General features: G+C 61.5%; 19 protein-coding genes and 1 tRNA gene. 16 read left to right on the forward strand and 4 right to left on the reverse strand.

The window, feature by feature from the left end; all coding sequences use genetic code 11:
- Positions 1–4 precede the first annotated feature (4 nt).
- Positions 5–259: a DUF2789 domain-containing protein gene (locus AB4N53_RS20700; RefSeq protein ID WP_460122723.1), complete on the forward strand. Its 255-nt coding sequence runs from the start codon at positions 5–7 to the stop codon at positions 257–259.
- A 59-nt stretch (positions 260–318) separates the two neighbouring features.
- On the opposite strand, the gene AB4N53_RS20705 is transcribed toward AB4N53_RS20700, so the two are convergent.
- Together AB4N53_RS20705 and AB4N53_RS20710 are read right to left on the reverse strand one after the other, a co-directional pair.
- Positions 319–528, reverse strand: coding sequence for a type II toxin-antitoxin system RelE/ParE family toxin (locus tag AB4N53_RS20705; RefSeq protein ID WP_460122725.1), 210 nt, complete (start codon positions 526–528; stop codon positions 319–321).
- Positions 525–803, reverse strand: coding sequence for a hypothetical protein (locus tag AB4N53_RS20710; protein ID WP_016772267.1), 279 nt, complete (start codon positions 801–803; stop codon positions 525–527). The genes AB4N53_RS20705 and AB4N53_RS20710 overlap by 4 nt, the downstream gene beginning before the upstream one ends.
- Before the next feature lie 195 nt (positions 804–998).
- Between AB4N53_RS20710 and AB4N53_RS20715 the strand changes: the two genes are divergently transcribed.
- The 11 genes from AB4N53_RS20715 to pgaD all read left to right on the forward strand — a co-directional run bounded on the left by AB4N53_RS20715 (position 999) and on the right by pgaD (position 15,145).
- On the forward strand, positions 999–1,427 hold the full coding sequence (locus AB4N53_RS20715) for a MarR family winged helix-turn-helix transcriptional regulator (RefSeq protein ID WP_016772266.1): 429 nt from the start codon (positions 999–1,001) through the stop codon (positions 1,425–1,427).
- Positions 1,424–3,487 carry an FUSC family protein gene (locus AB4N53_RS20720; RefSeq protein ID WP_460122727.1) on the forward strand — a complete coding sequence of 688 codons (2,064 nt, stop codon included), beginning with the start codon at positions 1,424–1,426 and terminating at the stop codon, positions 3,485–3,487. Before AB4N53_RS20715 ends, AB4N53_RS20720 begins: the two co-directional genes overlap by 4 nt.
- On the forward strand, positions 3,484–3,693 hold the full coding sequence (locus tag AB4N53_RS20725) for a DUF1656 domain-containing protein (protein ID WP_016772264.1): 210 nt from the start codon (positions 3,484–3,486) through the stop codon (positions 3,691–3,693). The genes AB4N53_RS20720 and AB4N53_RS20725 overlap by 4 nt, the downstream gene beginning before the upstream one ends.
- The gene (locus AB4N53_RS20730; protein WP_460122729.1) at positions 3,690–4,577 is read left to right on the forward strand and encodes an efflux RND transporter periplasmic adaptor subunit; all 888 of its coding nucleotides are present in this window, start codon (positions 3,690–3,692) and stop codon (positions 4,575–4,577) included. The genes AB4N53_RS20725 and AB4N53_RS20730 overlap by 4 nt, the downstream gene beginning before the upstream one ends.
- Positions 4,574–6,016 (forward strand): efflux transporter outer membrane subunit, encoded by a 1,443-nt coding sequence (locus AB4N53_RS20735; RefSeq protein ID WP_460122731.1) that lies wholly within the window; start codon positions 4,574–4,576, stop codon positions 6,014–6,016. The genes AB4N53_RS20730 and AB4N53_RS20735 overlap by 4 nt, the downstream gene beginning before the upstream one ends.
- Before the next feature lie 92 nt (positions 6,017–6,108).
- Positions 6,109–6,744, forward strand: coding sequence for an NADH:ubiquinone oxidoreductase subunit N (locus AB4N53_RS20740; protein WP_460122733.1), 636 nt, complete (start codon positions 6,109–6,111; stop codon positions 6,742–6,744).
- Between the two features lie 291 nt (positions 6,745–7,035).
- Entirely contained in the window at positions 7,036–8,541 is a 1,506-nt protein-coding gene (locus tag AB4N53_RS20745; protein ID WP_460122735.1) for a YdgA family protein, read from the forward strand.
- A gap of 238 nt (positions 8,542–8,779) precedes the next feature.
- Positions 8,780–11,260, forward strand: a complete 2,481-nt coding sequence (gene pgaA / locus AB4N53_RS20750) for a poly-beta-1,6 N-acetyl-D-glucosamine export porin PgaA (protein ID WP_460122737.1) — start codon at positions 8,780–8,782, stop codon at positions 11,258–11,260.
- Positions 11,261–11,272: 12 nt separating this feature from the next.
- Positions 11,273–13,270, forward strand: coding sequence for a poly-beta-1,6-N-acetyl-D-glucosamine N-deacetylase PgaB (gene pgaB / locus AB4N53_RS20755; protein WP_460122739.1), 1,998 nt, complete (start codon positions 11,273–11,275; stop codon positions 13,268–13,270).
- Between the two features lies 1 nt (position 13,271).
- Complete coding sequence (gene pgaC, locus AB4N53_RS20760) at positions 13,272–14,627, forward strand: poly-beta-1,6-N-acetyl-D-glucosamine synthase (RefSeq protein ID WP_460122741.1); 1,356 nt, start codon at positions 13,272–13,274, stop codon at positions 14,625–14,627.
- A complete protein-coding gene (pgaD, locus tag AB4N53_RS20765; protein WP_460122743.1) occupies positions 14,624–15,145 on the forward strand; it encodes a poly-beta-1,6-N-acetyl-D-glucosamine biosynthesis protein PgaD in 522 nt (173 codons plus the stop codon). Before pgaC ends, pgaD begins: the two co-directional genes overlap by 4 nt.
- Positions 15,146–15,255: 110 nt before the next feature.
- Here the strand turns inward: pgaD and AB4N53_RS20770 are convergent, their stop codons facing one another.
- Positions 15,256–16,779, reverse strand: a complete 1,524-nt coding sequence (locus AB4N53_RS20770; protein ID WP_460122745.1) for an FAD-dependent oxidoreductase — start codon at positions 16,777–16,779, stop codon at positions 15,256–15,258.
- 138 nt (positions 16,780–16,917) lie between these two features.
- On the opposite strand from AB4N53_RS20770, the gene AB4N53_RS20775 reads away from it, so the two are divergent.
- On the forward strand, positions 16,918–17,478 hold the full coding sequence (locus AB4N53_RS20775; protein ID WP_016772253.1) for a YbhB/YbcL family Raf kinase inhibitor-like protein: 561 nt from the start codon (positions 16,918–16,920) through the stop codon (positions 17,476–17,478).
- A gap of 46 nt (positions 17,479–17,524) precedes the next feature.
- A complete protein-coding gene (locus tag AB4N53_RS20780) occupies positions 17,525–17,794 on the forward strand; it encodes a hypothetical protein (protein WP_263471648.1) in 270 nt (89 codons plus the stop codon).
- Between the two features lie 77 nt (positions 17,795–17,871).
- Here the strand turns inward: AB4N53_RS20780 and AB4N53_RS20785 are convergent.
- Positions 17,872–17,948: transfer RNA gene (locus AB4N53_RS20785), tRNA-Arg, on the reverse strand.
- A gap of 433 nt (positions 17,949–18,381) precedes the next feature.
- Here AB4N53_RS20785 and gabD point away from each other — a divergent pair.
- On the forward strand, positions 18,382–19,824 hold the full coding sequence (gene gabD / locus AB4N53_RS20790; RefSeq protein ID WP_024011131.1) for an NADP-dependent succinate-semialdehyde dehydrogenase: 1,443 nt from the start codon (positions 18,382–18,384) through the stop codon (positions 19,822–19,824).
- A 185-nt stretch (positions 19,825–20,009) separates the two neighbouring features.
- On the forward strand, positions 20,010–21,287 hold the full coding sequence (gene gabT, locus AB4N53_RS20795; RefSeq protein ID WP_016772251.1) for a 4-aminobutyrate--2-oxoglutarate transaminase: 1,278 nt from the start codon (positions 20,010–20,012) through the stop codon (positions 21,285–21,287).
- Positions 21,288–21,323 lie beyond the last annotated feature (36 nt).

Below are 21,323 nucleotides of genomic sequence, written 5' to 3' on the forward strand. Positions count from 1 at the left end.
CATCATGGAAAATCCGCAGCACAGCCTACCGGCCCTGTTCAAACAACTCGGCCTCGCTGACGACCCGGTCAGCATCGACCAATTCATCGCCAGCCATTCCCCGCTCAAACCGGAATTGCATCTGGCCGACGCGTTTTTCTGGACGGAAAGTCAGGCGCAGTTTCTGCGCGAGGAGATTCTGGATGATGCGGATTGGGCGGAGGTGGTGGATCAGTTGAATGTGATGTTGCGTAAGGGGCGGGCTGATTACTTCGGCTGAGGCCAAGTCCGTGCCGTATGCACCAGCGCCATGATCCAGACGGCGTCTCGCTCCGTTTGTTAGACAAGACGGTAACTGGGATGCGGAATCATTTCACGCGTACCGGCAATAATGCCGGTACGGCCAATCAACGGATTGTCGGAAAGGCGATGAACCGCTTCGCTGAAGCGCAGATCCATTTCAATGGCCGCTCTTGGGTTGGCGGCCTGCAAGTAGTCCCAAATGTCTGCACGATCCTGTGCGGCGGCTGGCGTCCATATGATTTTCATAGGTGATCTTCTGCCTGCCTGCGCTTTGCCGCGAACGCTGCTTCTACGTCTTCGTTGTTCAATCCGTCTCCGGCACGTACGGATTCCCGAGCGATTTCAACCTTGCGTTGCAGGAACGCTTCATATTCGCGGGCCTCTCGCTGGGTTTGAACATACTGACGCATCATGTCTCGCATGATTTGCGACGCCGGCCGGTGTGCCGCTTCGGCTTCCGCCATGAACTCCTCCCGCAGTTCCGGCTCCAGTTTCATGGTGAAAACGGCTTGTTTTGACATATCAGGCTCCTGAATTAGGTGATGACAACGTACATACCTTGTCAGTATCGATGGAGAAAGCTTTGAGTCAGATAGTGCGACTAACGGAGAGATTTGTTTCAAAACTTGACTGAAATTCCCCTCCAATGCGATATTGATAGTTAGCAAACTAACAGTGTCCGTTATCCCGTGTCCGATTCCCTCGACAGTCTTCAGATGAACATCAGCAGCGCCATGGTGGTGGCCGCCCGGCATTGGCGGAAGATCTGCCAGACCACGCTGGTCAACTACGGAATTTCCGAAGCCTGCGCCGTGCCTTTGTTGATGATCGGGCGTTTGGGCGAGGGCGTGCGTCAGGTGCAAGTCGCCCAGGCTGCGGGGATGGAGAGTCCTTCGCTGGTGCGGTTGCTCGATCAGTTGTGCCATGCCGGTTACGTCTGTCGCACCGAAGACGCTCAGGATCGCCGCGCCAAGTGCCTGAGCCTGACCGATACCGGCCGCGAGCTGGTGCAAGCGGTCGAAGCCGAGCTGGTGCGCTTGCGCCACGAAGTGCTGGAAGGCATCGAGCGCAGCGATCTGGAAGCTACGCTTCGGGTACTGAGGGCTTTTGAGGCGGCGAGTTCGCCTGTGGTGGTCAATTCTTGAACGGTTTTTTCACTGGCATGCCGCCGGCCCGTGACTGGTTTTACGGGGTCCGTACTTTTGCAGCGTCGATGATCGCGCTGTACATCGCCTTGCTCATGCAAATGCCGCGTCCGTACTGGGCGATGGCCACGGTGTACATCGTTTCCAGCCCGTTTCTCGGCCCGACCAGTTCCAAAGCGCTGTACCGCGCGGCGGGCACTTTCCTGGGCGCGGCGGCGGCGGTGCTGTTCGTGCCGATGTTCGTGCAGAGTCCCTATGTGCTGGTGGTGGTGATCGCGTTGTGGACCGGCATTCTGCTGTTCATGTCCCTGCATCTGCGCACGGCCAACAGTTATGCGCTGATGCTGGCCGGTTACACCTTGCCGCTGATTGCTCTGCCGGTGGTCGATAATCCGCTGGCGGTGTGGGACGTAGCCGAGGCGCGTACCGAAGAGATTTTCCTTGGCATCGCCGTCGCTGCGGTGGTCGGTGCGATGTTCTGGCCGCGACGGCTGGCGCCGGTGTTCAACGACGCGGTAAGCAAGTGGTTCGCCGATGCGACGAGCTACAGCCAGAAGTTTCTCAGCCGCGATGTGCAGCCGGAAGAAGTCACCGCGCTGCGCATGGCCATGGTCGCCAATTTCAACAGCCTCGAGTTGATGATCGGCCAGTTGCCCCACGAAGGCGCGCGGCCACAAACCGTGCGCAACACCAAGGAACTGCGCGGGCGAATGATTCATCTGTTGCCGGTGATCGATGCCCTTGAGGATTCGCTGTACGCCCTCGAACGCCGCACCCCGGAGCTGGTGGAAAAATTCCAGCCGTTGCTGACCGCGACCCGGGAATGGCTGGGCCACGCAGACGCCAATCTCGAGCGCTGGCAAGCGCTGAGAGATCAACTCGACGCACTGCAACCAAGCGCCGAAGCGCTGGAAGACCGCAAACAGTTGCTGTTCTCCAACGCGATCTACCGCCTCGGTGAATTCATCGATCTGTGGCAGGACTGCCGCAGCCTGCAGGATGCGATCCTGTGCGAGCGCCAGGACAACTGGCGCGCGGTGTACCGGCACTGGCGCCTCGGCCGGTTGACGCCGTTCATCGATCGCGGGCTGATGTTGTATTCGGTGGCTTCGACCATTCTGGCGATCATCGTTGCTTCGGTGCTGTGGATCCTGCTCGGCTGGCCGGACGGCGGCAGCGCGGTGATCCTGGCGGCGGTGGCGTGCAGCTTCTTCGCCTCGATGGACGACCCGGCACCGCAGATTTACCGGTTCTTTTTCTGGACCGGGATGTCGGTGCTGTTCGCCAGCCTTTATCTGTTCCTGATTCTGCCCAACCTGCATGATTTTCCGATGCTGGTGCTGGCGTTTGCCGTGCCGTTCATTTGCATCGGTACGCTGACGGTGCAGCCGCGCTTCTACCTCGGCATGCTGCTGACGCTGGTCAACACTTCCTCGTTCATCAGTATTCAGGGCGCGTACGACGCTGACTTTTTCGCCTTCGCCAACTCCAACCTGGCCGGGCCGCTGGGGCTGTTGTTCGCCTTTATCTGGACGCTGGTGGCGCGACCGTTCGGCGCCGAGCTGGCGGCCAAGCGTCTGACCCGATTCAGCTGGAAAGACATCGTCAGCATGACCGAACCGGCCAGCCTCGCCGAACATCGGCATTTGGGTGTGCAGTTGCTCGATCGGCTGATGCAGCACCTGCCGCGTCTGGCCCTGACCGGTCAGGACACCGGCATCGCCATGCGTGAAGTGCGTGTCGGTCTGAACATGCTCGATCTGCTTGCCTACACCCCGCGCGTTACTGGCGTGCCAAACGCCCTGTTGCGGCAGGTGGTGGGCGAGGTCGGCGAGTATTTCCGCGCGTGCCTCAAAGCCGACGAACGCCTGCCGGCGCCGAGCGGTCTGCTGATGACCCTTGATCGCACCCGCCGTGCGCTCAACGGCCAGGGCGACGATGAAACCCGTCGCCACCTGTTGCACGCCTTGAGCGGTCTGCGTCTGGCCTTGCTGCCCGGCGTCGAGTTCGTCTCCAGCGCCGAGCCCGAAGAACCGCTGCCCGATGGAGCGCCCCTATGATCGGTGATCTGGATATCAGCGGCATTTTCCTGCCGACCCTGCTGGTGCTGATGGGCATTACTTACGTGCTGTTTTTGTTGGTGCATGGCGTGCTGCAACGCCTGCACTTTTACCGTCTGGTCTGGCACCGGGCATTGTTCAACGTGGCGCTTTACGCCGTGCTGCTGTACGGCGTGGACTCACTCAGTCGATACCTGATGACATGAAAAAACCGTTTCTGACCATCGGTCGCGTGGTTCTGACCCTGCTGATCGTGACTTTTGCCGTTGTCCTCGTCTGGCGCATGGTGATGTATTACATGTTCGCGCCGTGGACTCGCGACGGCCACATTCGCGCCGACATCATCCAGATCGCCCCGGACGTGTCCGGGTTGATCCAGCAGGTCGAGGTGAAGGACAACCAGTTGATCAAGCGTGGTCAGGTGCTGTTCAGCATCGACCAGGACCGCTTCAAACTGGCCCTGCGCCAAGCCAGGGCCGCGGTGGCCGATCGCGAAGAAACCCTCGCCCAGGCCCAGCGTGAAGCCAAGCGTAACCGTGGCCTCGGCAATCTGGTGCCGGCCGAGCAACTGGAAGAAAGCCAGTCGCGGGTGGCCCGCGCGCAATCGGCGCTGGCCGAGGCGTTGGTGGCGGTGGACAGTGCGCAGCTCAACCTCGATCGTTCGGTGATCCGCAGCCCGGTCGATGGTTACGTCAACGACCGCGCGCCGCGTCCGCAGGAATTCGTCACCGCCGGGCGTCCGGTGTTGTCGGTGGTCGACAGCAACTCCTTTCATATCGATGGCTATTTCGAAGAAACCAAACTCGACGGTATTCATGTCGGGCAATCGGTGGATATCCGCGTGATCGGTGACCGCGCGCGGTTGCGCGGGCATGTCGAAAGCATCGTCGCCGGTATCGAAGACCGCGACCGCACCAGCGGCAGCAACCTGCTGCCCAACGTCAACCCGGCGTTCAGTTGGGTACGTCTGGCACAGCGGATTCCGGTGCGCATCGCTTTTGATGAGGTGCCGGCCGACTTCCGCATGATCGCCGGGCGTACCGCCACCGTGTCGATCATCGACGACCAACATGAGGAGTCGCAGCCATGAGCAGGGCCTGGTTGATCGCCGGGTTGGGCGTGATGCTCTCGGCCTGTCAGATGGTCGGCCCGGATTATCAGGTGCCCGCCGACGCGGCGGTGCAGCGCAAGGATATTCAGGGTGAGCTGGCAGTCGCCGGTAAACCGGTGGTGTCGGCACCCGTCCCGGCGGACTGGTGGCGACTGTATAAAGACCCGCGCCTTGATCAACTGGTGCAGCAGGCCATGGCTTCCAACACCGATTTGCGTGTAGCAGCGGCGAACCTGTCGCGGGCGCGCGCTCAGGTGGATGAAGCCGAGGCCGCTGGCGGTTGGAGCGGCGGGGTGAAAATGGGTGCGCAACGTTTGCAGGAATCTGGTCAGGCGTTCCTCCTGCCGGAAAAAGTCCCGGTGGCCAACATCGCCGATATCGGCATCAGCGCTTCGTACCAGTTCGACCTGTGGGGCACTTTGCAGCGCGGTATCGAAGCGGCGAAAGCCAATGCCGATGCGACTCAGGCTGCCGCCGACACTGCGCGTATCACCTTGGTGGCGGACGTGGTTCGTGCTTACACCCAGGTCTGCGCCGCCAATGAAGAGCGGGAAATCGCCGAGCATTCCCTCGATCTGCAATCGCAGAGCACTACGCTGATCCAGCGTCTGCGTGATGCCGGGCGTGGTGACGAAACCCAGGTCACCCGTTCGCAGACCCAATTCAAATCCCTGCGCGCCGACTTGCCGCGTTATGAAGCGGCGCGGCAGGCCGGGTTGTTCCGTCTGTCGATGCTGCTGGCCAAACCGGTCGAGCAATTGCCGGCAGGTACGGCAAGTTGCGCCGAGTTGCCGAAGATCGCGCAACTGGTGCCGGTCGGTGACGGCGCTGCGCTGCTCAAGCGCCGCCCGGATATTCGTCAGGCCGAGCGGCGTCTTGCGGCGGCAACCGCCGGCATTGGTATCGCCACCGGCGAGCTGTACCCGGACATCAGCATCGGCGCGACCATCGGCACCGTCGGCATCATTGATGACCTTGGCGACCCGTCGACCAACCGCTGGGGCTTCGGCCCGTCGCTGAGCTGGAAAGTGCCGACCAACGGCGCCCGTGCACGCATCCGTGAAGCCGAGGCCAACACCCAGGGCGCACTGGCACATTTCGACGGCGTGGTGCTTAACGCCATCCGCGAGACGCAGACCGGTCTGGCCCAGTACAGCGCACTGCTGCAACGCCGCGATGCGCTGGCCGAAGCCGAGCAGTCGGCCAAGCTCGCCGCCGAGCAGACGCACCGCTTCTTCCAGGCCGGCCGCGAGTCGTTCCTCGCCGACCTGCAAGCGACGCGCACCTACACCGATGTCACCGCGCAACTGGCCGCCGCCAACACTCAGGTCGCGATGAGCCAGATCGATTTGTTCCTCGCCCTGGGCGGTGGCTGGGAAAGCGGACGAACGAACACCTCGGGCGCCAGCAAACCCTGAGGCCGTTGCTATGCTTTGAAGTGTTGGAGGGGCGCCCCATGCCAAGCGCTCCTGCAATGCACATTGCTCGTGCTGGCCCAGGGGAAACAATAATGAAAAACCCTTACGCTCTCGGCTTCTGGTGCGCTCTGGTCGCACTGGTGCTGCTCTCGGCCACGTATTTCTACGGGATCATGCTGGCCCACCAGATCGATACGGCGATGATCTTCCTCGACAGCGCCGTTGCGCTGATCGCGGTGATGGCGATCGTCGTCGTCGCGTGGACCTCGATTCAGCTGCAACGGGTCAAGAAGCGCCAGCTCGAACGGGGCAAGATGCTCGTGCTGATCTGGGACACCAAAGTCGCCCTGCGCCGGGTCGAAACCGTGTTCGACCGCTACTTCTGGGGCAGTTACTGGCAGCCGGGGCGAACCTTCGCCGAAGTCATGGGCGAGCTCACCGGCACGCCGCTGGAAAAAAGCCTCGAAGCGCTGAAGAAGCAATGCCTGGAACTCGACAAGCAGATCGCCGATGAAGGCTGGCACTGGCTGAATAACGCACGTGAGCTGTCAGATGTCGCCACGGCCATGGCCCGCGAACGCTATCAGCTGGATTTCTGCGATGTGCGAGCGGATACCACCGGCGGAGCGGTGATCGATCGCGACTTTGAAGTGCTGGTGTATACCTGGACCGCGCGGCTGAAAAGCTTTGATCATCAGCTGGATGAAATCGAGGTTCAATATTCCTGATTTGCTGTGAATCCACCGACCTCTTCGCGAGCAGGCTCGCTCCCACAGGTAAAGCACTGTCCTGGTGGGAGCGAGCCTGCTCGCGAAGAGGCCCGCAAAAACACCGAAACTCTTCGCTCCTGCCGACTGTCCATTCCCCCCATAGACACTCTTTAACCTTTAAACATTGGGCCGTCGCGCGCGCCCGGTGCTAATCTCCACCGCTTGATTGCGCACAGTCGAGCCGCGACCCGATCCCGGGTTCAAGGAAGACGACATCATCCACAGCCACGGAAACCGATCAGGTCATTCATGAATAAATCAGCAGGCGTGCTTCTCGGAATTGTTGTTGCCATCGGCGCGATCAGCGCAGGCGGGGCCTGGTACACCGGGACCAAGATCGAAGGCGTACTGAACAACGCTGTGACCAACGCCAACAAAGAGCTGCAGACCGCCATGGCCGGCTCTAACGGCACCGCGTCGCTGGAATTGGTATCGCTGGAGCGTCACACCTTCACCAGCACCGCGCACTATCGCCTCAAGGGCGAAGGCGAGATGTTCGGTGATGCGCCGGTCGAGCTGCTGTTCGTCGATCACATCGAACACGGCCCGCTGCCGTTCTCGCGGCTGGTTTCGCTGAAGTGGCTGCCGGTCATGGCCACCAGCAACTACGAGCTGGAAAAGAGCCCGTCCACGGAAAAATGGTTCGCCGCCACCAACGGCGCCGCGCCGCTCAAGGGCGTGACCAACATCGGCTACGACGAATCGACCACCAGCACTCTGAATCTGGTGCCGTTCGAAACTGCGCTGGATGAGCAATCGAGCCTGAAGTTTTCCGGGTTGAGCATGGACATCGCCGCCAGCGCCCAGGCGCAGAAGGTCAAGGCCGACGGCTACATGGACAACCTGAAACTGGTCACCGTGTCGCAAGACCAGGCGCCGGTGCAGATCGAGCTCAACGGCCTGACCCTGGCCAGCAACCTCGCCAAGAGCAGCTACGGCTACTACACCGGGGAAAACACCCTGGAAGTGACCAGCAGCAAAACCACTTTCGGCGCCAAACCGATGGTGCTGGGCGTGAAGAACTTCGAAATGAAGAACCGCACCGAAGAAAGCGGCAGCAATGCCTCGGGGCGTGCCGACTACAAAATCGGCGAAGTGACGCTCAACGACAAGAAAGTCGGTTCGGCGGCCATGGCCATGAGCCTGAAGAATCTCGACATTCCGTCGACCATGTCGCTGATGCAGATCTACCAGACCAAGTTGCAGCCCTACGAAAAAGCTGCCGCCGAGGCTGCTGCGCAGGGTTTGCCGGCACCGGAGCTGAATCTGACTGAAGCGGAAAACGCCCAGGTCAAAGCCGATCTGCAGAAGCTGTTGGCGGCCGGTCCGCAACTGGCGCTGGAGAACCTGTCGTTCAACACCGCCAACGGTGAAAGCCGCGCCAATCTGGTGATCGACCTGACCAAGCCGCAATCGATGGACCTGCCGCCGGATCAACTGGGCAAGCAACTGATCGCATTGCTCGACCTGAACATCCAGGTGTCCAAGCCGATGCTGGTCGATCTGCTGAGCGTGCAGGCGCAACTTGATGGCCAGACTGACGCCAAAGCCATCGTCGATCAGTCCAGGGAAGCGGCGGACATGTTCGCCGGCATGGCGGTCGGCTCGCAATTGGCTGTCGCCGACGGCACCAACGTGGTGACCAAACTGCATTACGCGGCCAATCAGGTCGAATTCAACGGCCAGAAAATGACCGTCGAGCAGTTCATCGGCTTCCTGATGAGCAAGTTTGCCGGCGTCACCCAAGAGCAATAAACCCAACCGCGCGCCCCCCAGACGCCCGGCCCCTGTGTGAACAGGTGCCGGGCGTTTTGCTGTACGGATTTTGTACAGACGGGGCCGATTCTGAACAATTATTGCGTTGTGAAAATTCGACTACGCTTGCGTGCAGACTGCCTCACCAAGCTTGGCCGAGGGCTGTCATTGTCGGCCACCGTTACGAATGGGCAAGGAGGGCATTGCGACCCGGCTGGCCATGTAAGGATGCTGACAAATGCCGCGTATTGATGGCCCTGTATTACATCGTGGTTTGCGCCCTTTGTTCCGATTCGCCCTGTGCAGCCAGTTGCTCTGGCCGCTGCTGGCATTGGCCGACACGCCCTACGACGAGATGGTGCGCGATGCCCGCGCCGGGCATTACACGCCTGCATTGACCGTGCTGCGTCAGGTGCCGCCGGGTCTGGCCAGCGACAGCCAGGTCAGCGATCACCTGCAAATCGCCAGTTGGGCCGGGCTCGATGCCGAAGTGGTCAAGGTCTACGAAACCCAGGGGCGCGACCGCGTCCTGCCGGTGCAGGCACTGACCGCCGCCGCGCGTGCCTATCGCAACCTCAAGCGCTGGGATCAGGCCATCCAGGTGTACAACAAGGCGCTGGCGCTGGAGCCGGACAACGCCGACCTGCAACTGGGCCTGGCGCTGACCCAGGCCGATTCCGGCAAACCCGATCAGGCCGTCACCCGCGCCCAGGCGCTGGTTGCCGCCAAACCCGACGATCCGTCACGCCGTCTCGCCTTGGGCTACGCACTCGGTCGCGCCGGCAAACAATACGACGCATTGTTCGAATTCGATCAGGCGTTTATCCGCGCCGGCAACAAACCGGAAGTCGCCCGCGAGTACGTGGTCGCCCTGCAACAGGCCCGTCTGCCTGAACCGGCGCTGCGTCTGGCCAGTCAACGTCCCGGCCTGATTGATCCGGTGACCTTGCGCCGCCTGGAAGGCGATCTCGCCGCCGAACGCGTGCGCCTTGCCGAACTGGCGACCCGCAGCGAAAAGGAACGCTACGTCATCGCCGATCGCGCGCTGGCCGATTACGACAAATTGCTCGCGACCTGGACGCCCGACGCGACTGCTCACGACGACGTGACGCGCTGGCGCATCGACCGCATGGGCGCGCTCAAGGCCCGGGCGCGCACCGCCGACGTCATCGCCGAATATCAAAAGCTGCAGGCCGAGGGCGTGCAGATTCCGACCTACGCCCTGCGCTGGGTTGCGGCGTCTTATCTGGATCAGCGTGAGCCTGAGATTGCTACCGATCTGTATCGCCAGGTGCTTTCGGCGCCGGATGCCGATGTCGGTGATCGCCTCGAAGACAGCACTGCGCTGTACTACTCGCTGCTGGAAAGCGACCGCGCCGATGAGGCGCGCAAGGTCGCCGAAGACGCGGCGAAAGCCCAGCGTCCGCGCGTCGAGCTCAAGGGTTTGCCGATCGGCAACCCCAACGACGAATGGATGGACGCCCAGCAACTCGCCGCCCAGGCCGGCACCTACGGTTCCGACCTGCCTCACGGCGAAGAACGCTTGCAGACGCTGGTCGATCAGGCGCCGGGCAACCTTGGCTTGCGTCTGGCCCAGGCCGATCTCTACCTCGCCCGCCAGTGGCCGCGCCGCGCGGAAAATCAGCTCAAGGAAACCGAGAGCATGGCGCCACGCGATGCCGGCCTGGAGGTCGCGCAGGCGCGCACCGCGATGGAGTTGCAGGAGTGGCGGCAGAACGATGCGCTGGTCGACGACGTGGTCGCGCGCTATCCGGACAATCGCCAGGTGCAGCGTCTGGCTCGCGAACGCGAAGTCCATGACATGGCCGAACTGCGCGTCGAAGCCTACGGCGGCAAGGCCAACGGTGGCGGCAGCGGCGATGCCGGTGCGGTCAGCGGCAGCCGTGATTTCGGTATCCAGAGCACGCTTTACAGCCCACCGATCAACGAAGACTGGCGGGTGTTCGCCGGCGCCGGTTATGCCACTGGCGATTTCGCCGAAGGCACCGGCCACCATCGCTTCCAGCGTGTCGGTCTGGAGCGGCGCACCCGTGACATGACTCTCGAAGCCGAGGTGTCGAATCACGATTACGGCTTCGGTGACAAACAGGGCGCGCGCCTGGCGATTGCCCGCGACATCAACGATCACTGGCAGTACGGCGGCAGCCTCGAATACCTCTCGGCGGAAACGCCGCTGCGCGCGCTCAACAGCGACATCAAGGCCAATGGCGGCAGTGCGTTCCTGCGCTGGCGCGCCAACGAAAGCCGCGAGTGGCGCGTGTCGGTCAGCCCGTCGCACTTCAGCGATGGCAACAACCGCGTCGAAGCGTTGGTGACCGGGCGCGAGGGCATCTACACCGCGCCGAACATCCAGGTCGACGCCGGCCTGGAAGTGGGCACCAGCCACAACTCGAAATCCGACGACGTGCCGTACTTCAACCCGAAGTCGGACTTCAGCGTGATGCCGCTGGTCAACGTCAACCACGTGCTTTACCACCGCTACGAAACTTCCTGGAGCCAGCAATTCCAGGCCGGCGCCGGCACCTACAGCCAACGCGACCACGGCACCGGCGGCATGGCGTTGCTCGGTTATGGCCAACGGTACGCCTGGAACGACGTGTTCGATGTGGGCGGCATGTTCAGTGTGATCAACCGGCCTTATGACGGTGATCGGGAAACTGATCTGCGTCTGCTCGTCGACCTCACTTTCCGCTTCTAGAAGAGTTTGAAGATGCCTTTTATCTCGCGTTTCATCCTTCTGCTGGGAGCGCTGCTGATCAGCGCCTGCGCCCAGCAAGCCCCGGCCTTCGCGCCGCCCTCCGAGCGCCCGGTCGCGGCCAGTGAACAACCGTGGCCAAAAAACCATGTGCTTGGCATCGCCTACCACGATGTCGAAGACCGTGATCCTGATCAGGCCGTGGTGGCGGTGCGCACCGAGCGCATGATCGAGCAGCTCGCCTGGCTGCGCGAGAACGGCTACAAACCAGTGACCGTCGACCAGATCATGGCCGCGCGTAACGGTGGCCCGGAGCTGCCGGCGAAAGCGGTGTTGCTCAGCTTTGACGACGGTTATGCCAGCTTCTATACCCGCGTGCTGCCGGTGCTGCGCGCCTATAACTGGCACGCCTTGCTGGCGCCGGTTGGCACCTGGATCGACACGCCGCTCAATCAACCGGTGGATTTTGCCGGCACGCCGCGTAACCGTGAGAACTTCCTGACCTGGCAGCAGATCCGCGAAATTTCCAAATCCGGGTTGGTAGAGATCGCCGCCCACACCGACGCCAACCACAAAGGCATCCTTGCCAACCCGCAGGGCAACCTGCAGCCTGCCGCCGCGACCCGGCGTTATGACCCCGTGACCAAGCGCTATGAGTCCGAAGCCGATTTCCAGGCGCGCATTCGTACCGACGTAAAGAATATTTCCGAGAAGATCCGCAAGGCCACCGGTTACAAACCACGCGTCTGGGTCTGGCCGTACGGCACCGCCGACGGTACGTCGCTGACCGTGGTTGGCGAGGAGGGCTATGAGATGGCCCTGACTCTGGACGACGGTCTCGATACGCTCGACAACCTGATGAGCGGGCCGCGCTTCCTCGTTGCCTCCGATCCTGACGGCGAGCATTTCGCCAACAGCATCGTCTCGGTACAGGCCGAAGGGCCGATGCGCGTGGTTCATGTCGATCTCGACAACGTCTACGATCCGGACCCGGCGCAGCAGGACATCAACCTCGGCAAACTGGTGCAGCGCATGGCCGACCTGGGTGCCAGCACGGTGTTCCTGCAAGCCTTCGCCGATCCCAAGGGCGATGGTCTGGTGCATTCGTTGTACTTCCCCAACCGCCACTTGCCGGTGCGTGCCGACCTGTTCGACCGCGTCGCCTGGCAACTGCGCACCCGTGCCCATGTGAAGGTCTTTGCGTGGATGCCGGTGCTGAGTTTCGAACTCGATTCGAAGCTGCCGCGTGTAACCCGGTGGGACCCGAAAACCGCCATCACCTCGGTCGATCCGAAGCAGTACAAACGCCTGTCACCGTTCAATCCCGAAGTGCGCAAGATCATCGGTGAAATCTATGAAGACGTGGCGCGGCTGACCTCGATCGACGGCATTCTCTACCACGACGATGCTGTGCTATCGGATTTCGAAGACGCCAGTCCGGATGCCTTGAAGGCCTACGCTGCTCAAGGTCTGCCAGGTTCGATTGCCGCGCTGCGCGACGACCCGGCGGCGATGCAACGCTGGACGCGCTTCAAGAGTCGTTACCTGATCGACTTCACCAACGAACTGACCGCCAAGGTCCGCGCAATCCGCGGGCCGCAGGTGCTGACCGCGCGCAACATCTTCGCCGAGCCGATGCTCAACCCTGAAAGCGAAGCGTGGTTCGCACAGAACCTCGATGACTTCCTCGCCACCTACGACTGGACGGCGCCAATGGCCATGCCATTGATGGAAAAACAGACGCTGGCCGAGTCCGGCCCGTGGCTGGAAGAACTGGTCGCCACGGTGAAAAAACGTCCCGGGGCACTCAACCGCACCGTGTTCGAATTGCAGGCGCGCGACTGGAACCAAAAGGATCAGGCCGACATCGATGCCGTGCATCTGGCGGACTGGATGGGCCGGCTCAAGCGTCAGGGTGCGACCAGTTTCGGTTACTACCCGGACAACTTCCTCGACAACCTGCCAGACCTGAAAACCGTAAGGCCTGCACTCTCCAACAAATGGAATCCATAACATGCTGGATAGACTGTTAGCCCTGCTTGTTCTGGCGATTGTCCTTGGCGTTCCGCTGGGGCTGATCTTCCTGGTGACCGGCCAGTTCCTGATGTCGTTCGTGTTCTTCTACCCGCTGTTCATGTCCGGGTTGTGGATCGCTGGCGGTCTGTATTTCTGGCTGCACTGGGAGCGCCACTGGCCGTGGCAGGACGACACGCTGCCGCCGCCATTGGAAGGCGAACCACTGATTTCGATCCTGATCCCTTGCTACAACGAAGGCGATAACGCTGCCGATACGATTCACGCGGCGCTGGCTCAGCATTACCCGAATATCGAAGTCATCGCGATCAACGACGGCTCCAAGGACAACACTGCCGAGGTCCTCGACGCACTGGCCAAGGAAGATCCGCGTTTGCGGGTCCTGCATCTGGCGGAAAACCAGGGCAAGGCTGTAGCTCTGCGCATGGGCGCGATCGCTGCGCGCAGTGAGTATCTGGTGTGCATCGATGGCGATGCACTGCTGGCGCCGAACACGGCGGCTTATCTGGTGGCGCCGATGCTGGATAACGCGCGCCTTGGCGCAGTGACCGGCAACCCGCGCATCCGCACACGTTCGACCTTGATCGGGCGGGTGCAGGTGGGCGAATTCTCTTCAATCATCGGACTGATCAAGCGTACGCAGCGGGTATTCGGGCGTATCTTTACCGTCTCCGGCGTGATCGTCGCGTTCCGCCGCACCGCGCTGAACCGGGTCGGCTACTGGAGCCCGGACATGATCACCGAAGACATCGACATCAGCTGGAAGCTGCAACTGGATCACTGGAGCATCTTCTACGAACCGCGCGCGCTGTGCTGGATCCTCATGCCGGAAACCCTCGGTGGCCTGTGGAAGCAGCGTCTGCGCTGGGCTCAGGGCGGCGCCGAAGTGCTGTTCAAGAACATTCGCGGCATCTGGCAGTACCGCCATCGCTACCTGTGGCCGCTGCTGTTCGAATACTGCCTGTCCACCGGTTGGGCCTTCACCTTTCTGCTGTCGGTGATTTTCTGGGGCATGGGCAAGTTCATGGTCATGCCCGACGCGATCGCCGTGGATCACCTGATGCCGCCGGCCTTCACCGGCCTGTTGCTGGCGTTTGTCTGCCTGGTGCAGTTCGCCGTCAGCATCATCATTGACCGGCGCTATGAGCCGGGTCTGGGCAAGACCATGTTCTGGGTGGTCTGGTATCCGTTGGTGTTCTGGCTCGTCAGTCTGCTGACCACCCTGGTCAGTTTCCCCAAGGTGTTGTTCAGCCAACACAAAAAACGCGCGCGCTGGGTCAGTCCTGATCGGGGCATCCGCCCGCTGGGCGACGACCAGGAGGAAGTGATCAAATGAAAATTATCCGGACTCGCCAACGGCCCTTTCTGGTGGTGATCGACGTCATTCTCACGATGCTGGCCTGGGTTGGCCTGCTGTTCCTGCTGGTACGCGGGCTATGGCCATTGATCGAAACCACCGGCGGCCCGCGCATCGAGAACTCGGCATTCGATGCCTTGGGCACTTTGCAGGTTTATATGTGGGTGGCGCTGGTCAACGCAGTGATCCTGATCGGTTGGGCGCGTTACCAGCAACGCAAAAGCCGCAGCTTCGCCCAGCGCCGTCTGCCTTCGCCGGTGATTGGTGATGAAGGGCTGAGCAAAAGCTTCAAGCTGTGCGACGAGCGTTTCCAGAAACTCCGCACGCCCGGGGTGATGACCATCCACAACGATCAGGACGGTGATATCAGCCACGTGGAAACGCATTTCTGGCCGCTTCAGCAGCAGGCCTTGCCGGCGCCGCTGGAGCAACAGCGGGTGATCTTTCTGCATGCCGAAGAAGATGGCAATCGCGAGCCGGTTAACCGTCTGACCTGACCTCCACTGTAGGAGCTGCCGAAGGCTGCGATCTTTTGATTTTGCTTATGTAACAACAAGATCAAGAGATCGCAGCCTCGTTGCACTCGTCAGCTCCTACAGGACCGGTGTCAGACCTGAATCAGCGTCCACGCCTCTTTCATCCGCAACGGCTGCTTCATCCGCTCAGCGAGCAGCGCCATTGCGCGTTGCTTGTCGCAGGCCACCGCCGCAACAACCAGGCCGTCTTTTGCGAACAGACCAATGAATGGCGGCTTCTGCGGCTCGCCGCTGAACTCGACCTCGTCCCATTCCTGCGCGTGACCGAGATAGTCGTAGTTCTTGCCAAAGTGGTAGGTCCAGAAAAACGGCACATCCAGATAATGTTCCTCGCCACCGAGCATGTTGGCCGCAGCGATGCGCGCGTGTTGCTGGGCCAGGCGCCAATGCTCAATGCGGGTTGGCTGGCCGTTCAACGGAAACGTGGCGATATCGCCGATGGCCCACAAGCCATCAGTGACGCGCATGCCGTCATCGACGCGCAATGACTGATCGTCTTCCCTGGGCAATGAGTCGAAAGGCTCAGTGGCCGGGTGAACACCGACGCCGGCGAGAACCAGATCTGCCGCCAACCGCAGGCCATTGTCGAGCAGCACGCCCTCGACCTTGTCTTCGCCCAGTATCTGCGTGGCCTCGTGTTCGCTGATGAACTTCACCCCGTGCTCTTCGTGCAGGGCGCGAATCGCCTTGCCCACAGCGTCGCCGAATTGCTTGGCGAACGGGATTGCGTGGCGAGCGAGAACTGTGACATCGAGGCCGTACTCGCGCAGGGCGGATGCGCATTCAAGGGCGATGAAACTGTCGCCGATGATCACCGCGCGCTGACCCGGTTGAGCGGCGTCGATGATCTGTTCAGCCTGGACTTTCGAGCGCAGGACGAAGACGTTGGTCAGCTCGGCGCCCGGCAGTTTCAGCGGGTTGGGTGCACCGCCAGTGGCGAGTACAGCGGCGTCGTAGCGCAGGATGCCGTCGTTGTGCAGATGAAGCGTTTTGCCTGGCGCGTCGAGTGAAGTCACGTCGCCTTGCACGCGCTCAATCCGTTGCGCTTGATAGAACGCTTCATCGCGCAGCGGCGGGACTTCTTTCGGCGACATCTCCCCGGCGAGGACAAATTTGCTCAACACCGTGCGGTCGTAGCCGGCATCCGGTTCGCCATCGACCAGCACAATGCGCCCGCCAAAACCCTTCTCCCGCAGGGCCGCCGCGCAAGCCGTGCCCGCCGCCCCGGCGCCGACCACCACGAACGTTCTTGGATCGTCGGCGGGCGGGGTGTGCGGATCCGGCAGGGGCTGGTCATCGACCCACACTTCATCGCCGCGCAGCTCCAGCGGATAGCGTTTGAGACTGTCCAGCGATGGCGGCTCGCACAGGCCGCCGTCCTCGGCCCGGTACGCGGCTTTGTGCCAGGGGCAGATCAACCTGCCGTGACACATCGCCCCCTCGGCCAACGGTGCGCCGGCATGTGGACACAGGCCCTGAAACGCCCGCAACTCGCCGTTGGCACGCAGCAGGACGATCTTGCAGTCGCCGATTTCGACTTGCAGGCCACGGTCTTGCGGGACATCGGCGAAACGGGCGACACGGTGCAGGGACATTTCGGCTTCCTCGCAGGCATTTCTCTTGTGAGTTGGCGGCGCCGCGCGAGGTTCAGCCATTTGCTACTGCCAAGGCACGAACGGTACAGCTATAGTTTGCGGGCCGACGACGGCCTCATTGCACAAGGTGCTCCCGGAATGACCCGATTGACCTCTCTCAACCCATGGCTGGCGGCCATCGCCGTGACCCTTTGCGTGCAGTTCCCGGCACAGGCCCAGGAGCGCTTCACCCTGAGCATCCCCGGCGTGTCGGATAACCGTCTGTTCACCTCGGCAGCGGCAAGTGACGCACCCGGTTGCGGCGGCAAGAACCAGTCGCCGGCGCTGAGCTGGAACGCCGGCCCGGCCGGAACCCAGAGCTACGCCATCGTCATGCACGACCCGGATGGCCAGAAAGGCTTGGGCGTGGATCACTGGATTCACTACGGCATCAAACCCACCACCCACCAGATCGCGGCCGGCGTAGGTGCCAAATCCGCGCTCGAAGGTGTCGGCGGCACCAACAGCAAAGGCAACACTCATTACATGGGCCCATGCCCGCCAGTGGGCGACAGCGCGCACCACTACATCATCCAGATCTACGCCCTCGACCTCGCCCCGGACGCCCTGCCGGCTGGCCTGACCCGCGCCGAGCTGATGGAAAAAATCAAGGGCCATGTGCTGCGCAACAGCAGCGCGGTGCGGCGTTATCACCGCTGAGGCTCGGCCGCTCACGGGCGGCTGACTGCCCTGATTCCCCAGCCATTTGGCATTGCCCCGCGAAAACGCGCACTATCGAGCCATTGCCAATGCGCTGGAGGACACCGTGGCAGCAAAAATCGACCGCATCGCCCAGCTACTCAACTGCCCGGAAAAGGGCGAACAAATGCGGCGTGCAGTAACCGAGACACGTAAGGAATTTCTGCTGAATCAGCCGGAAGAAGACCTCGTTGAGGAAGACGAGGTGTTTGACGAGGTTGAGGAGGAGGGAGATGACGACGATGAATATGACGAGTTTGACTGGACGACGGAGTGACGGCCTTCCAGCGATCTTGTCATCGCCCACAAAAAAGCCCCGGACCATCACAGTCCGGGGCTTTCTCGTTTGATTCATGGTGCACCAGGCGGGATTCGAACCCACGACCCCTGCCTTCGGAGGGCAGTACTCTATCCAGCTGAGCTACTGGTGCAGCGGGCGACATCATACCTAGGTCGGCTCGGGGCGTCCATGCCGGGTTTGGCGGATTTTGTCAGTGTGCGTGTCGGCGCGAAATCGCTGCATTCCTTAAAGCGGTAACGTCCTGCAAAACCCTCGCTTGGCGCTTTGCCGGGGTTGATCTAAGGTTTTTCCTGCGGCGCGGATTTTCTGTACGTTGATCTGAAAAGCGGCGTTTTTGTTCTTTTTTTCGAACGACCTATTGTCCTTTACCCCCTTTGAACCTACGATCCGTTTGAGATTTCAAACGCTCGTTGACGGGATGTTGCAGCGCAAGTGCGCCCGGTCGTGCACTGTCGATGCGCCACAATCCGCTCACTGATTTCCCTGACGGCAGCCTTGCGAGGCGCCTTTCTACAATCATAATTTGCTCCGCGCAGGCCGCGGTGCTGTTAAGGAAAGCCGACATGCAGCTTAAAGACACCCAGTTGTTCCGCCAGCAAGCCTTCATCGATGGCGCTTGGGTCGATGCCGACAACGGTCAGACGATCAAGGTCAACAACCCGGCAACCGGCGAAATCCTCGGCACCGTGCCGAAGATGGGCGCCGCTGAAACCCGCCGTGCCATTGAAGCCGCTGACAAAGCGCTGCCGGCCTGGCGTGCACTGACCGCCAAGGAGCGTGCCGGCAAGCTGCGTCGCTGGTTCGAACTGATGATCGAGAACCAGGACGACCTCGCGCGCCTGATGACCCTCGAGCAGGGCAAGCCGCTGGCCGAAGCCAAGGGCGAAATCGTTTACGCCGCATCGTTCATCGAGTGGTTCGCCGAAGAAGCCAAGCGCATCTACGGTGATGTGATTCCGGGCCATCAGCCGGACAAGCGCCTGATCGTCATCAAGCAGCCGATCGGCGTCACCGCCGCGATCACCCCGTGGAACTTCCCGGCGGCGATGATCACTCGTAAGGCCGGCCCGGCGCTGGCCGCCGGTTGCACCATGGTGCTCAAGCCAGCATCGCAAACTCCATTTTCCGCTTTCGCCCTGGCCGAACTGGCTCAGCGTGCAGGCATTCCGGCGGGCGTGTTCAGCGTGGTCTCCGGCAGCGCCGGCGACATCGGCAGCGAGCTGACCAGCAACCCGATCGTGCGCAAGCTGTCCTTCACCGGCTCGACCGAGATCGGTCGCCAGTTGATGGCCGAATGCGCCAAGGACATCAAGAAAGTCTCGCTGGAACTGGGCGGCAACGCGCCGTTCATCGTGTTCGACGACGCCGATCTGGATAAGGCCGTCGAAGGCGCGATCATTTCCAAGTACCGCAACAACGGTCAGACCTGCGTCTGCGCCAACCGTCTATACATTCAGGACGCGGTCTACGATGCGTTCGCCGAGAAGCTGAAAGTGGCAGTGGCCAAACTGAAGATCGGCAACGGTCTGGAAGACGGCACCACTACCGGCCCGCTGATCGACGAAAAAGCCGTGGCCAAGGTTCAGGAACACATCGCTGACGCCGTGAGCAAAGGCGCCACCGTACTGGCTGGCGGCAAGGCGATGGAAGGCAACTTCTTCGAGCCGACCATCCTCACCAACGTGCCGAAAAACGCGGCCGTGGCCAAGGAAGAAACCTTCGGTCCGCTGGCGCCGCTGTTCCGCTTCAAAGACGAAGCCGAAGTAATCGCGATGTCCAACGACACCGAATTCGGTCTGGCTTCTTACTTCTACGCGCGTGACCTTGGCCGTGTGTTCCGTGTCGCCGAAGCGCTGGAATACGGCATGGTCGGCGTCAACACTGGGCTGATCTCCAACGAAGTCGCGCCGTTTGGCGGCATCAAGGCTTCGGGCCTGGGTCGTGAAGGCTCCAAGTACGGCATCGAAGACTACCTGGAAATCAAATACCTCTGCCTGGGCATCTAAGCCGGGAAAGGGATCGCTGCAAACGCAAAGGGCACGAGAGCGCTGTCCCTTTGCGTCGTTTCAAACAGGAATTTTCTCTGCGGCCGGGAACGCCGTGGCAGTCGATCATCGCATGCTGCCACCGCCGATTCCTCCCGCTTCATCCTTGAACCACGCCGCCCGATGAGCGGCGAATGAGGACTGTAATGAGCAAGACTAACGCTGAACTGATGGCCCGCCGCACCAATGCCGTACCTCGTGGTGTCGGCCAGATTCACCCGATCTTCGCCGAGTCGGCAAAGAACGCCACCGTGACCGACGTTGAAGGTCGTGAGTTCATCGACTTCGCCGGCGGTATCGCTGTACTGAACACCGGCCACGTGCACCCGAAAATCATCGCTGCCGTGACCGAACAGCTGAACAAGCTGACCCACACCTGCTTCCAGGTGTTGGCCTACGAGCCGTACGTTGAGCTGTGCGAAAAAATCAACGCCAAGGTGCCGGGTGATTTCGCCAAGAAAACCCTGCTGGTCACCACCGGTTCCGAAGCAGTGGAAAACGCTGTGAAGATCGCCCGTGCCGCCACTGGCCGCGCTGGCGTAATCGCTTTCACCGGCGCTTACCACGGTCGCACCATGATGACCCTCGGCCTGACCGGCAAAGTCGTGCCTTATTCGGCTGGCATGGGCCTGATGCCAGGCGGCATCTTCCGTGCGCTGTACCCGAATGAACTGCATGGCGTGAGCATCGACGATTCGATCGCTTCCATCGAACGCATCTTCAAGAACGACGCCGAGCCGAAAGACATCGCGGCGATCATCATCGAGCCGGTGCAGGGCGAAGGTGGTTTCTACGTCGCGCCGAAGGAGTTCATGAAGCGTCTGCGCGCGCTGTGCGACCAGCACGGCATCCTGTTGATCGCTGACGAAGTACAGACTGGCGCTGGCCGTACCGGCACCTTCTTCGCCATGGAACAGATGGGTGTTGCTGCCGACCTGACCACTTTCGCCAAATCCATCGCTGGCGGCTTCCCGCTGGCCGGCGTGTGCGGCAAGGCCGAGTACATGGACGCCATTGCTCCGGGCGGTCTGGGCGGCACCTACGCCGGTAGCCCGATCGCTTGCGCCGCTGCGCTGGCAGTGATGGAAGTATTTGAAGAAGAGCAACTGCTGGACCGCTGCAAGGCTGTCGGCGAGCGTCTGGTCACTGGCCTGAAGGCCATTCAGGCCAAGTACCCGGTGATCGGTGAAGTGCGTGCGTTGGGCGCGATGATCGCGGTCGAGCTGTTTGAAAACGGCGACAGCCACAAGCCAAACCCGACCGCCGTGGCCGCTGTGGTGGCCAAGGCGCGTGACAAGGGCCTGATCCTGCTGTCCTGCGGCACGTACGGTAACGTGCTGCGCGTGCTGGTCCCGCTGACTTCGCCGGACGAGCAACTGGACAAAGGCCTGGCGATCATCGAAGAGTGCTTCTCTGAACTCTGATCCATTGCTGTGACCTGCTCGACAAAAACCCGCTTC

The organism is Pseudomonas sp. H3_E04 (assembly GCF_054668915.1).